Origin of the sequence: Streptomyces sp. NPDC001714, assembly GCF_042892755.1 — a bacterium.
Classification (GTDB): Bacteria; Actinomycetota; Actinomycetes; order Streptomycetales; family Streptomycetaceae; genus Streptomyces.
Map to the genome: position 1 here is coordinate 35874 of NZ_JBIAUL010000009.1, position 11927 is coordinate 47800.

Here is an 11927-nt window from a genome sequence, read left to right on the forward strand (position 1 = left end):
CTCCTCAGACGTACGAGCGCAGCCAGCGCGCCTTCGCAGCCTCGTGGTAGGGGCCGCCGCCCTCGTGGTCGTTGAAGTCGTACACCTCGATCGTCTTGTCCTCGTGCGCCCAGGAGTTGAAGGCCGCGTAGACCGTGGAGGGCGGACAGGTCTGGTCCTCCAGAGCCGCCGAGAACAGCGCCGGGGCCCGGCCGCGCGCCGCGAAGTGCACGCCGTCGAAGTAGGAGAGGGTGCGCTGCACGTCCGCCGAGCGGCCCCGGTGCGTCTTCAGGAACAGGGCGATCTCTCGGTACGGGTGACGGTCCGTCAGCGTGGTGGCGCGCGGGAAGTCGCACAGGAACGGCACGTCCGGCGCGACGGCCACCAGATCGGGGACCAGACCTCCGACCGCGATGGTGATCCCACCGCCCTGGCTGGCGCCGAGCGCCACGGTCCGTGTCGCGTCGGCCAGCGGATGCGAGCGGGCCGCCTCCACCGCGCGCACCGCGTCCGTGTACACCCGGCGGTAGTAGTAGTTCTCGGGCGCGTCGATCCCCCGGGTCATGAACCCGGGGTACGCCGGGGCACCGCCTACCGGGTCCGCGGTGCCGCCCCCGCCGCCCCAGGCGCTGCCCTGGCCGCGGGTGTCCATCGTGAAGTGCGCCCGTCCCGTCGACGCCCAGAGCAGGTTCTCGTGCGCCAGCCCGCGCCCGCCGCCGTACCCGACGAACTCCACGACCAGCGGCAGCGGTTCGGTGGTGCCGGCCGGCACCCGCAGCCAGCCCTTGACCGGGTGGCCGCCGAACCCGGCGAACGTCACGTCGTAGACGTCGACCGTGGACAGCCCGGCGTCGACCGGCTCGAAACGGGCGTCCAGATCGTGCTCGCGGGCTTCCTGGAGCGTCTTGGACCAGAACGCGTCGAAGTCGCCGGGAGCCACCGACGTGCTGTGGTGTTCGCGGAGTTCGTCGAGGGGGAGGTCGAACAGGGCCATCAACAACCACCTTGATGAAGGGAAGGTGCGGATGATCACACCGTACGTGGATGGTCCGACGAATCACCAGGCCTCTGCGCCGCCGGGCCCCTACCATGACCCCATGCAGCCTGCTGTCGATCTGCTGGTCAGGGATGCCGGACTGCTCGTCGTGGACGGCGGGCGGGAGATCCCCGGCGGCTGGGTGGCGGTGGCCGGTGGTCGGGTCACCTCGGTCGGAGCGGCGGGCGCCGAGCCCGAGGCCCGTACGGTCGTCTCCGCGGCCGGACGGCTCGTCACCCCCGGCCTGATCAACACCCACCACCACATCTACCAGAACCTCACCCGCTCCTACGCCCCCGCCGTGAACGGCTCCCTCTTCGACTGGCTCACCACCCTCTACCCCCTGTGGGCCGCCCTCGACGAGGAGGCCGCCTACATCTCCGCGTACGTCGGTATGGCGGAACTCCTCATGGGCGGCTGCACCACCTCCTCCGACCACCTCTATGTGCATCCGCGCCCCGGCCTGGTCGACGCCGAGATCCGCGCGGCCCGCGACATCGGCTTCCGCTTCCACGCGACCCGCGGCTCCATGACCCGCTCCGTCGAGGACGGCGGACTGCCGCCCCGGAGCGTCACCCAGACCACCGACGAGGTACTCGCCGACAGCGAGCGGCTGATCAGGAGCCACCACGACCCCGCGCCGGGCGCCCTGGTCCGGGTCGCGCTCGCCCCCTGTTCACCCTTCTCGGTGACCAAGGAGGTGATGACGGCGACCGCCGAACTCGCCGAGCGCCACGACGTCCGGCTGCACACCCACCTCGCCGAGGACCACGACGAGGACACCTACTGCCAGGAGACCTACGGCTGCCGTCCCGTCGAGTACTTCGAGGACTGCGGCTGGCTGACCGACCGCACCTGGGTCGCCCACTGCATCTACCCGAGCGACGCCGAACTGCGCCGCCTGGCCGCCGCGGGCGTCGGCGTGGCGCACTGCCCCAGCTCGAACATGCTCATCGGGGGCGGCACCGCCCGGGTGCGCGAGATGCGCGACCTCGGCCTGCCCGTCGGCATCGGCTGCGACGGCTCGGCCTCCACGGACCACGCCTCCCTCTGGATGGAGACGCGCAACGCCCTGCTGCTCGGCCGCTACCGGGGCGGACCCGCCGCCATGACCGCCCGGGACGCCCTCGACATCGCCACCCGCGGCTCGGCCCGCTGCCTGGGCCGGGCCGACGAACTCGGCCACCTGCGCCCCGGCGCCTGCGCCGACCTGGTCGTCTGGGACCTCCACGAGGTCGCTCTGGCCGGCGCCGTCACCGACCCCGTCGAGGCGTGGCTGCGCTGCGGACCCGCGCGGGCGTGGACGACGGTGGTGGCGGGACGGGTGCTGGTCGACTCGGGCGAACCCGTCCTGCCCGGGCTGGCCGACGCACTGCGCACACACGCGCGCGTGGCCCGCCGTCTGCAGACGGCGGGCTAGGGGCTTCAGGCCCGCCCGCGGGTCCAGTCCGGTCCGGTGCGTGCCCACTCCTGCTCCCACTCGGCGAGCCGGTGGCGCAGCGCCACCCGGCGGACGATGCCATGGCCGAGCAGCACCACGGCCGCCGCGCCGCTCGCCCCGCACAGGCCCACGGTGACCGTGTGCTGCCAGACGGCGATGTCGTCGGGTGGCGGGGCGACCCCGTGCCCCTGCCGGTCGAACCACACGTCCACCACGTCACCGGTCCGGGTCCCCGACGGAACCCGGGCCAGGGCGGTCTTCGTCCCCTCGCCGGGCACGGTCCAGCGGACATTCGTCTGGTAGGCGTGCGCCCGGTCGCCACCCTGCACCGAGGGCAGCTGGTCCGGGGTGCCGCCGACGACCACGGCCCGCACCATGTGCCGCTCGGACCGCTGCACCGCTGCCACCGACCGCGCCTGGTCATGGGCCCACAGCCCCGTCACCGCACCCACCAGGGGCGCGCCCACGCACAGCAGGACCGCGACGGCCAGCGCGATCCACGCCTCCACCATGTCGGACTTGCGCCGCAGCGGGTTCTGCCGCCAGCGCCAGCCACGCACCCGGGTACGCATGTCGACCTCCTCGCCGCCACAAGAGCCGGAGGGCCGGACAGCCGGTCCGCAGCTCCCAGCGTGCCCCCGCTCGCATGCGAGCGTCCACACGGGACTGGTACCCCGTACGGCGTACCTCGCTCACCCTCCGGGACCAGGGACGCGCCACGGGCCGAAGCACTCGGTCCGCCGCGCGCCGCACGCCCCCGGCCCGGCGCCCCGCGATCCGTGGCCGGTTCAGGGGCGGCACACGCGCCGGACCATGTCCTGCCAGCCGTCTGCGAGCCTCCGCTCGGCATCCTGCTCGGCCTGACCGAGGTCGGTCGACGACACATACAGGAGGAGAGGCCCGTCAAGGGCGGCGGTCAGTTGCACGGCGAGAAGGTCACGGTCCGCGGGTCCCAGGTCCATCTGGCCCAGGAGCATGCGGATGTGCATCCGTGACAGCGGCGTCTGGCCGCCGGCAGGAGCAGGCTGCCGTCCGTCGAGCGCGGAACGCGCGATGTCATGGTGATCGATGAGGAACCGGACGCGGGCCCTCCCGTAGGCGATCAGGCGTTCCAGCGGCGGTGCCCCCGGCCCCAGGGGCGGTGGACCCGACAGCACGCGCTCCTGGAAGGCGTACTCGCTGTCGTCCAGCAGGGCCTGGAAGATGCCGGCGCGTGTCTTGAACCGACGGAACACGGTGCCCTTGCCCAACCCCGAGCGCTCGGCGAGCGCGTCCATCGTGATCCTGTCCGGCCCGAACTCCGTGAGCATCTCCCGCGCGGTGGCCAGGAGGCGCTGCCGGTTGCGTGCGGCGTCGACACGCTCGGAAGCCGGTTGTGGCAAGTCGGTCCGTTCCACCCGGCCACCATACGGCGCAGCCGATGAGCAGGGTGAAGGCCGATGGTGCCCCTTCCGGCGCGCCGCAACCGGACCTGCGATCAGGTAGCGGGGTATAGTCCGCTTATGGCCCTGTAGGCGCGTGGCAACAGGCTGCCGCAGCCGGGCCGATCCTTGTATTGGATGGTGCAGACATGCCGCTCACCGGGGAATATGAGCCGAGTGCCTTCGACTTCGCTCGCAATCAGGTTGAGCTGTACGAACGTTCCGGCGGCACCGAGGGCACGGACAACCAGGGCAGGCCGGTGATCGTGCTGACGTCGGTCGGTGCCAGGAGTGGGAAGCTGCGCAAGACACCGCTGATGCGCGTCGAGCATGCCGGGGAGTACGCCGTCGTCGCCTCGTTGGGGGGCGCGCCCAAGCACCCGGTCTGGTACTACAACCTGGCTGCGAACCCGCATGTCGAGCTCCAGGACGGTCCGGTCAAGAAGGACTACCGGGCCAGGGAGGTGCACGGCGAGGACTACGAGGTCTGGTTCGAGCGGGCCGTCGAGACCTGGCCGGACTACGCCGAGTACCAGAAGAAGACCACCCGGAAGATGCCCATCTTCGTTCTCACGCCCTTCGACGCGCAGTGATCGGCTGTTGCGTTCGGGCGGCCGATCCGGGTGCCCCCGCCCAGGTCAGGCCCCCGATCATTGCAGCCGCATGAACGATCCGCGGGTGCGGGAATAGCCGCCGTGTGCTCGTCCTTGCCGCTGAGTGCCGCTGCCGGGACACCGGTGACAGCACCAGAGAGCGAGGAAACACGATGCCCAAGGCGTACGTCTACACCAGGCACGGCGGGCCCGAGACCGAGGCCTTCGCCGAGCTGGACCGGCCCGTTCCCGGCCCCGGTGAACTGCTGATCGCGGTCCGCGCGGCGGGGGTCAACCCTGTCGACTGGAAGCTGCGGGGCGGCTTCCGCCGCCCCGGCGAGGGGGAGGCACGCTTCCCGGTCGTCCTCGGCAGCGAGGCCGCCGGTGTGGTCGAGGAGACGGGCGAGGGCGTGACCGGGTTCGCGGTCGGCGACGAGGTCTTCGGCAACACGGCCGGCGGCGCGTTCGCCGAGTACGCCCTGCTGACGGCGTCCGTGACCGCGCACAAGCCCGCCGCGCTGTCCTTCACCGACGCCGCCACCCTGCCGGTCGCCGGAGCAACCGCCTACGACGGCGTGCGCCAGCTCGACCTGCCCGAGGGCGCGACCCTGCTGGTCACCGGGGCGGGTGGCGGAGTCGGCGCGGCGGTCCTGCAGATCGCCCACGCCTGGGGCCTGCGGGTGGTCGGCGTGGCGAGCGAGGCCAAGAAGGACCTCGTCGAGTCGCTGGGCGCCGTGCACGTGCCCTCCGGCCCGGGCCTGGCCGACCGGGTGCGGGCCGCCGCGCCCGACGGCGTGGACGGCGTCTACGACCTGGTCGGCGGCGAGGTGCTCGCCGACGCGGCCGGACTGCTCGCCGACCGCACCAAGCTGATCACGGCGGGCGCCCCGCCGGAGACCGTCGCCGCGCTGGGCGGGGCCCGGGTGGAGCGCGCCCGTACCGCCGCGGTCCTGGACGAGGTGGCCGAGCTCGTCGTGGCCGGTGAACTGGACCCGCAGGTCTCGCGGACCTTCCCGCTGGACAGGGCCGACGAGGCGCTGCGCACGGTCGAGGACGGGCACGCCCTGGGCAAGGTCGTGATCGAGGTCGCCATATGAGCGTCCCGAACGCCCGCGAAGGCGCCCCGCACGTCCTGGACAACCCCGCCCGCGCCTCGCTCACCGGCCCGCACGCCCTCTTCGCCGAGCGGCGCGGCCGGATCCTGCGCTACCCCGTCGACGTCTCCCCGTGGCTGGCGCTCCCCGACGATCCCGACGCCGACGACTGGGCGGACCTCGCCGCCCTGGCCGGCCCCGGTGCGGAGGTCCCGCTGCCCGGCTATCGCGGTGAGCTCCCGCAGGGCTGGGAGCTCACGATGAACATCGCGGGCGTACAGCTGGTGGACGAGGGCATGGACGCCGTCCCGGAGCCGGCGGCGGTCCGGCTCGGACCGGCCGACGTGCCGGAGATACTCGACCTGGTCGAGCGCACCCGCCCCGGCCCGTTCCTGCCCCGCACCATCGAACTCGGCACCTACCTGGGCATCCGCCGCGGCGGCAGGCTGATCGCGATGGCGGGGGAGCGGCTGCACCCGCCGGGCTGGACCGAGATCAGCGCGGTCTGCACCGACCCGGCCCACCGCGGCGAGGGCCTCGCGACCCGACTCATCCGGGCGGTCGCGTACGGCATCCGGGAACGCGGCGAGACCCCCTTCCTGCACACCGGCGCCGAGAACACCACCGCGATCCGCCTGTACGAGTCGCTCGGTTTCCGCCTGCGCCGCCGTACCGCCTTCGTCGCGGCCAGGGTGCCCGAGTCGCTCGGTCAGTCGCCGGTGGAGCCTGCCGAGGTCCCGGCGTTGTAGCGCTCCAGGTATCCGGCGAACCTGACCAGGTCCGCCTCCGGCCAGTCCGCCAGCCGCTCCCTGAAGGCGGCCCGGCGGCTCTCCGTCACCTGGGCCAGGATCTCCTCTCCCGCCTCCGTCAGATGCAGCACCTGGACCCGGTGGTCCTCCGGGTCCAGGCGCCGCTCGATCAGGCCCGTGCGCTCCAGTGCCGCCACCTGCCGGCTGACCGTCGACTTGTCCAGCGCGTAGTGCGCGGCCAGGTCGGTGGCCCGGCAGCCGCCGCGCTCCTCCAGATGCCCGAGCAGCGTGTACGACACCAGCGACAGCTCGGGGTGCATGCGGCCGGCCGACGCCCGGGCCCGGCGCGCGAAGGTCGTCATCTCGCGCTGGATGGTCTCGACTGCCGTCTCCGCCGTTGTCACGGGAATACCTCCTCCGACGGTCTAGTTGTATAGTACAACTTGATCGTGAGTTGTATAAGCCAACCAGTTTGGCCCGGAAGGTTCTGGAGGTCGTACGCGATGAGGTCACCGGCACTGCGCCATGTGCTCACGCACCTGATCACCCCGCTACTGATGTGCCTGGGCATGGGGCTCGCCTATATGGGCGCGTTCGTCCACCCGGAGCCGAACCACATGCCGGTGGCCGTGGTCGGCGCCGGACCGGAAGCGAAGGTGTTGGCGCAGACCATCAAGGACACCGCCGGCGACAAGCTCGACGTCCGTACCGTCCCCACCCGCGCCGCGGCCGTCGACCTCCTCAGGTCCCGCACCGTGACCGGCGCCTACGTCCCGAGCGCAAAGGCTCCGGAACTGATCGTCGCCAGCGCCGCCTCCGACATGGGCGCCACGGCCGTCGAGAAGGTCTTCAGCCCGCTCGCCGCGAAGGAGGGCGCCGCCCTCGAGGTCACCGACGTGGCGAAGCCGGTCGCCGACGACCCCACAGGACAGGGCCTCTTCTTCCTGCTCATCGCCGTGAGCATCGGCTCCTACGCCTCGGTCGCCGCCCTCGGCGCGGCCGGTGCGACGCTCCCCATGCGGATACGGGCCCTGCTCGCGCTCGGCGTCTCGGCCGTCGTCAGCGGCATCGGCGCGTTCCTCGCCGGACCGGTGTTCCACCTCGCCCACCACGACCTGGCCGGGGTCTGGGGCATGGCCTGGCTCTACTCCGCCGGCATCCTCCTCGTCGGCGTCGGCCTGCACACCTTCCTCAAGCGGTGGACCACGCTGACCATGATGGTGCTGTTCGTGATGCTCAACTTCACCAGCTCCGGCGGGCTGTTCCGTCCCGAGCTGCAGAACGGGTTCTTCGGCACCCTGCACGCCTTCTGGAACGGCGCCGGCTTCGTCGAGGGCGTCCGCAGCCTGCTGTACTTCGGCAGCGACGGCCTGAGCCGTAACGTGTGGACCCTCGCGGTCTGGCTGCTGGCGGGTCTCGCGGTCACCGCGATCGCCGCGGCCTGCGAGCGGGCCAAGGCGGCGCCGGCCGCGTCCGTGGCCGTACCGGCATCCCCTGCCGAACTGGCCGAGGAGGAGACCGAGGAGACGGTCGGCGTCTGAGAGCCCGTCCGGAACGCCGCTCGACCGATGGACCGTCTGCACGGCGGCCCGGCCGGGCGGTAAATCATCTGAGCGGTGCGCCGGCGTCCGGCTAGGCTCCCCGGTGATGACCTCACTTTCCGAAACCCCCACCTCCGCCGTCGTCTCGGCGCTGCGCGCCGCGGGCTGCGTCTTCGCCGAGGACGAGGCGGAGCTGATCCTCGCCACCGCCCGCACCCCGGACGAACTGGCCGCCATGGTGGACCGGCGCGCCGCCGGACGGCCCCTCGAACACGTCCTCGGCTGGGCGGAGTTCCACGGGCTGCGCGTCCTCGTGGAACCCGGTGTGTTCGTGCCCCGCCGCCGTACCGAGTTCCTCGTCGACCAGGCCCTGGCCCAGGCTCCCGGCGCGTCCGTCGTCGTGGATCTGTGCTGCGGCTCCGGCGCGGTCGGCGCGGCCCTCGCCGCCGCCCTCGGGGACGTCGAGCTGCACGCCGCCGACATCGACCCGGCCGCCGTCGGCTGCGCCGGCCGCAACATCGCCCCGTACGGCGGCCACGCCCATGTCGGCGACCTGTTCGACGCCCTGCCCGCGGTCCTGCGCGGCCGCACCGGCATCCTCGCCGCCAACGTGCCCTACGTCCCCAGCGACGAGGTGGGACTGCTGCCCGCAGAGGCCCGCGAGCACGAGCCGCTGGTCGCCCTCGACGGCGGCGGCGACGGTCTCGACGTGCTGCGCAGGGTCGCCGCGGGGGCGCGCGAGTGGCTCGCGCCCGGCGGCTGTGTCCTGGTCGAGACGAGCGAGCGCCAGGCAGAGGACGCCGTCGAGACCTTCCGCCACGCCGGGCTGACCACCCGCCTCGCGGTCTCGGAGGAGCTGTACGCGAACGTCGTGATCGGCGTACGCGACGGAGACCGTGCCTGACGGGCCCCTGGTGCGTCGCCCCGCCGACGGTGCCACCCGCTCGGTGGCCGGGTGGTAAGCCTCCGCTGTGTGCCGCCCACCCACCGGGCGGACGTCCGGAGCGGGGTTCAGCCGCTCCGGCCTGCCCTCCGACGCGCGCGTGATGTGTGACCGGGACCTGCAGCGGGTCACCGCGCGGGTCCCGGGTCGCAGTGCTAGGTGGTGGCGCCGCTGCCCGAGGGGCTCGGGGACGGTGAGCGGTCGCCGGGGCGCTGCCACGGGCCGCCGTGGTCGCGCCTGCCGCCGCCCCGGCCCATGCCCGTGAAGTCGCCCGAGAACGCGCCGGACGCGGTCAGCCCGCCGTCGTCGCCGCGGGTGCCGACCAGGAAGGCCGTCGCGTCCTTCCTCAGCGTGTCGGAGTCGCCCCGCACCTTGACGTCCGAGCCCACCGTCCACGTCCACGACGTGCCGTCGTCGCTCTTCACCGTGACCTGGTCGCCGTCCGCCTTCTGGACCGTGCCGCGCTGCCAGACCCGCACCACGTACTTGCCGGTGTCCGGGTCCTTGACGGTCGCCTCGCCGTGCACGCCCATTGCGCCCAGGCCGAACCAGCCGTGTCCCGGGCCGCGTCCGTCCGGTGCGGAGGGCGCCGACGGTGCACCGGAGGCGGCCGGGGACGCGGCGGAGCCGCTGCCGCCGGAGCCCGCGGCGAACGCCACCGTGCCGCCCAGGGCGAGGGCCCCGGCGACCAGGGCCACGGTCACCGCGCGCACGCGGAACGACTGGCGGCGCCACAGCTCCCGCAGGGGCGCGCCCGGCTCACGGTCCGGTCCCGGCCCGGAGAGGACCTCCGACGGGGCTTCCCACCCGGGGCCGGCGGTCTGCGGGGGACGGTCGGGCATCGGAGGGATCGACGGTTCGGTTCCGTCGACGTCACGGCGGTGTTCCTGCTCCGGTTCGTGCGTCACGGCTCGCTCCCATCGGCGAACGGCACGCGCCATCGCGCGATACATGCCTCTCTGTGAATTGTGGGAGTCCGCCGATAAGAACCCGGTAATCAGTCCCTGTGAATTCGATGAACCGGTGCGTCCGGCGCCCCGGCGTCCCCGCTACGGAAGTTCCCGGGCCCGCGCGATGAGCAGCGCCACGTCGTCGTGGTTGTCCGGGTGGTGCAGCTCCCGCAGCAGCAGGTCGCAGATCTCCTCCAGCGGGCGGGCAGGGCCGCCGAGCAGGTTCAGCAGTTCGTCAAGACGTTCGTCCAGGGAGTGGCTGCGCGTCTCGACCAGGCCGTCGGTGTAGAACACCAGCTCGTCGCCGGGCTCGAAGTCGACGGTCGTGGTGGCGAAGGCGACCCCGCCGACGCCCAGCGGGACCCCGGTGGGCAGGTCGAGGAGTTCCGGCGGCCGGCCGGGGCGGACCCGGGCCGGGGGCAGATGGCCGGCGTTGGCGATCCGGCACCGGTGCAGATGCGGGTCGTACACGGCGTACACGCAGGTCGCGATGGAGTGGTCGAGGCCCGACGTGGTCTTGTCCAGGTGTTCGAGGAGGACCGCCGGGTCGAGGCCGAGGGAGGTCAGGGTGTTGGTCGCGGTGCGCAGCCGGCCCATCGTCGCGGCCGCGTTGATGCCACTGCCCATCACGTCGCCCACCACGAGGGCCGTTCTGCCGCCGTCCAGCGGGATGACGTCGAACCAGTCGCCGCCCACCTCGACGGTGGCGCCCGCAGGCTGGTAGCGGGAGGCGACCTCCAGCCCGGGGGTGACCCGGGGATGCGTGGGCAGCAGGCTGCGCTGGAGGGTCAGGGCGGTGGTGCGGGCGTTCTCGTACCAGCGGGCGTTGTCGATCTGCACCGCCGCCCGCCCCGCCAGTTCCCGGGCCAGCAGCAGGTCGTCGTCGTCGAAGGACGCCGGATTGCGGGTGCGCTTGAGGTCGAGGGCGCCCAGCACCTCGCCACGCGCGATCAGCGGCACGGCCAGGTACGAGTGGACCCCGGCCCGGCCCAGCAGCACCGCGGCCTCGTGGGAGGGGGCGATCCGCGCCAGGTCCTCGTCCTTGACCTGCGGCACGACTACGGCCTCCCCGGTCCGTACACACTGGGTGATCAGGCGGTCCGGCGCGTACCGGGCGACCGTGCCCGGCGCGTCGGCGGCCTGGACCACCTCGGTCTCCTGCTCCGCGCGCACGGCGAGGGCCCGGAGCGCGGCCGTCTCGGCCGGGCCGAGCGTGCTGCGCCGGCCCTCGACCACCGTGTCCAGCAGCTGAACGGCCGCCACGTCGGCGAGCTCCGGCACGGCGACGTCGGCCAGCTCCCAGGCGGTGCGCTCCAGGTCCAGGGTGGTGCCGATACGGGTGGAGGCGTCGGCGATCACGGCCAGCCGGCGGCGCGCGTTCTCGGCCTCGACTCCGGCCCGGTACGGCTCGGTGATGTCCACCACCGAGGTGGCCACGCCCAGCACGTTGTCCAGCGCGTCGTCCAGCCGGTAGACCGACACCGACCAGATGTGCTCCTCGTCCGGGTCGGCCGGCGTACGGCCCACCGCGGAGTGGTCGATGACCGGCTCGCCGGTCCGCAGCACCTGCAGGTAGGCCGACTCCAGCGCGTCGGCGTCCAGCGAGGGCAGTACCTCGCGGATCGTCCGTCCCACGTGCTCCTCGGCCGGGACACCGTTCATCCGCTCCATCGCCGGGTTGACCGACACGAAGCGCAGGTCCGTGTCGAAGACGGCCAGCCCGATCGGCGACTGCTGCACGATCCGTTCGGACAGCGCCACGTCCTGCTCCAGCCGGCGCACCGTCGACTGGTCGGCCGCCAGACCCAGCGCGAACACGTCGCCGTTGTCGTCCATGAGCCGCATGTTGCGGAACTCGACCACATGGGTGGAGCCGTCCTTGTGCCGGATCGGGAAGCCGCCGGCCCAGCTCCGCCCGGTGCTCATCACGTCCGCGAACAGCTTGCCGACCAGTTCGATGTGGCGCTCGTGCACCATCAGCCGGGCCGCGTACTGGCCGAGCGCCTCCTGCGCCGAGTAGCCGAACAGCTCCTCCGCCTGCGGGCTCCACAGCACGATCCGCCCCTTGGCGTCCAGCACGACCGAGGCCACGCTCAGGACGTCCAGCAGCCCGCCCGGCCGCACGGGCCCGCGCACGGGCTCCCGGCCCCCGGGCACCGAGGCCTCGGCTGGACTCATCG

12 protein-coding genes are annotated in these 11927 nt (G+C 73.0%); 6 read left to right on the plus strand and 6 right to left on the minus strand.

Features of this window, described 5'->3' with window-relative positions; genetic code table 11:
• Positions 1 to 4: 4 nt before the first annotated feature.
• Entirely contained in the window at positions 5 to 973 is a 969-nt protein-coding gene (locus ACFY0P_RS23845) for an acetylxylan esterase (protein ID WP_388916514.1), read from the minus strand.
• 103 nt (positions 974 to 1076) lie between these two features.
• Here ACFY0P_RS23845 and ACFY0P_RS23850 point away from each other — a divergent pair, with 103 nt between their 5' ends.
• A complete protein-coding gene (locus ACFY0P_RS23850) occupies positions 1077 to 2435 on the plus strand; it encodes an 8-oxoguanine deaminase (protein ID WP_388916517.1) in 1359 nt (452 codons plus the stop codon).
• Positions 2436 to 2440: 5 nt separating this feature from the next.
• On the opposite strand, the gene ACFY0P_RS23855 is transcribed toward ACFY0P_RS23850, so the two are convergent.
• Together ACFY0P_RS23855 and ACFY0P_RS23860 are read right to left on the minus strand one after the other, a co-directional pair.
• Positions 2441 to 3028, minus strand: coding sequence for a hypothetical protein (locus ACFY0P_RS23855; protein WP_388916520.1), 588 nt, complete (start codon positions 3026 to 3028; stop codon positions 2441 to 2443).
• Between the two features lie 216 nt (positions 3029 to 3244).
• A complete protein-coding gene (locus tag ACFY0P_RS23860) occupies positions 3245 to 3853 on the minus strand; it encodes a TetR/AcrR family transcriptional regulator (RefSeq protein ID WP_388916523.1) in 609 nt (202 codons plus the stop codon).
• A gap of 173 nt (positions 3854 to 4026) precedes the next feature.
• On the opposite strand from ACFY0P_RS23860, the gene ACFY0P_RS23865 reads away from it, so the two are divergent.
• The 3 genes from ACFY0P_RS23865 (at position 4027) to ACFY0P_RS23875 (ending at position 6313) form a co-directional block, all read left to right on the plus strand.
• Positions 4027 to 4470 carry a nitroreductase family deazaflavin-dependent oxidoreductase gene (locus ACFY0P_RS23865; protein WP_388916526.1) on the plus strand — a complete coding sequence of 148 codons (444 nt, stop codon included), beginning with the start codon at positions 4027 to 4029 and terminating at the stop codon, positions 4468 to 4470.
• A 173-nt stretch (positions 4471 to 4643) separates the two neighbouring features.
• A complete protein-coding gene (locus tag ACFY0P_RS23870) occupies positions 4644 to 5567 on the plus strand; it encodes an NADP-dependent oxidoreductase (RefSeq protein WP_388916529.1) in 924 nt (307 codons plus the stop codon).
• Positions 5564 to 6313: a GNAT family N-acetyltransferase gene (locus ACFY0P_RS23875; protein ID WP_388916532.1), complete on the plus strand. Its 750-nt coding sequence runs from the start codon at positions 5564 to 5566 to the stop codon at positions 6311 to 6313. The genes ACFY0P_RS23870 and ACFY0P_RS23875 overlap by 4 nt, the downstream gene beginning before the upstream one ends.
• Here the strand turns inward: ACFY0P_RS23875 and ACFY0P_RS23880 are convergent.
• Positions 6274 to 6675: a MarR family winged helix-turn-helix transcriptional regulator gene (locus tag ACFY0P_RS23880; RefSeq protein ID WP_388917271.1), complete on the minus strand. Its 402-nt coding sequence runs from the start codon at positions 6673 to 6675 to the stop codon at positions 6274 to 6276. The two genes, ACFY0P_RS23875 and ACFY0P_RS23880, sit on opposite strands and share 40 nt — an antisense overlap.
• A gap of 141 nt (positions 6676 to 6816) precedes the next feature.
• Between ACFY0P_RS23880 and ACFY0P_RS23885 the strand changes: the two genes are divergently transcribed.
• Both ACFY0P_RS23885 and ACFY0P_RS23890 read left to right on the plus strand, forming a co-directional pair.
• Positions 6817 to 7854, plus strand: a complete 1038-nt coding sequence (locus ACFY0P_RS23885; protein WP_388916534.1) for a hypothetical protein — start codon at positions 6817 to 6819, stop codon at positions 7852 to 7854.
• Between the two features lie 106 nt (positions 7855 to 7960).
• Positions 7961 to 8758 carry a putative protein N(5)-glutamine methyltransferase gene (locus ACFY0P_RS23890; protein ID WP_388916537.1) on the plus strand — a complete coding sequence of 266 codons (798 nt, stop codon included), beginning with the start codon at positions 7961 to 7963 and terminating at the stop codon, positions 8756 to 8758.
• Between the two features lie 194 nt (positions 8759 to 8952).
• On the opposite strand, the gene ACFY0P_RS23895 is transcribed toward ACFY0P_RS23890, so the two are convergent.
• Positions 8953 to 9705 carry a hypothetical protein gene (locus ACFY0P_RS23895; protein ID WP_388916540.1) on the minus strand — a complete coding sequence of 251 codons (753 nt, stop codon included), beginning with the start codon at positions 9703 to 9705 and terminating at the stop codon, positions 8953 to 8955.
• Positions 9706 to 9846: 141 nt separating this feature from the next.
• The gene (locus tag ACFY0P_RS23900) at positions 9847 to 11925 is read right to left on the minus strand and encodes a SpoIIE family protein phosphatase (protein WP_388916543.1); all 2079 of its coding nucleotides are present in this window, start codon (positions 11923 to 11925) and stop codon (positions 9847 to 9849) included.
• Positions 11926 to 11927: the final 2 nt, after the last annotated feature.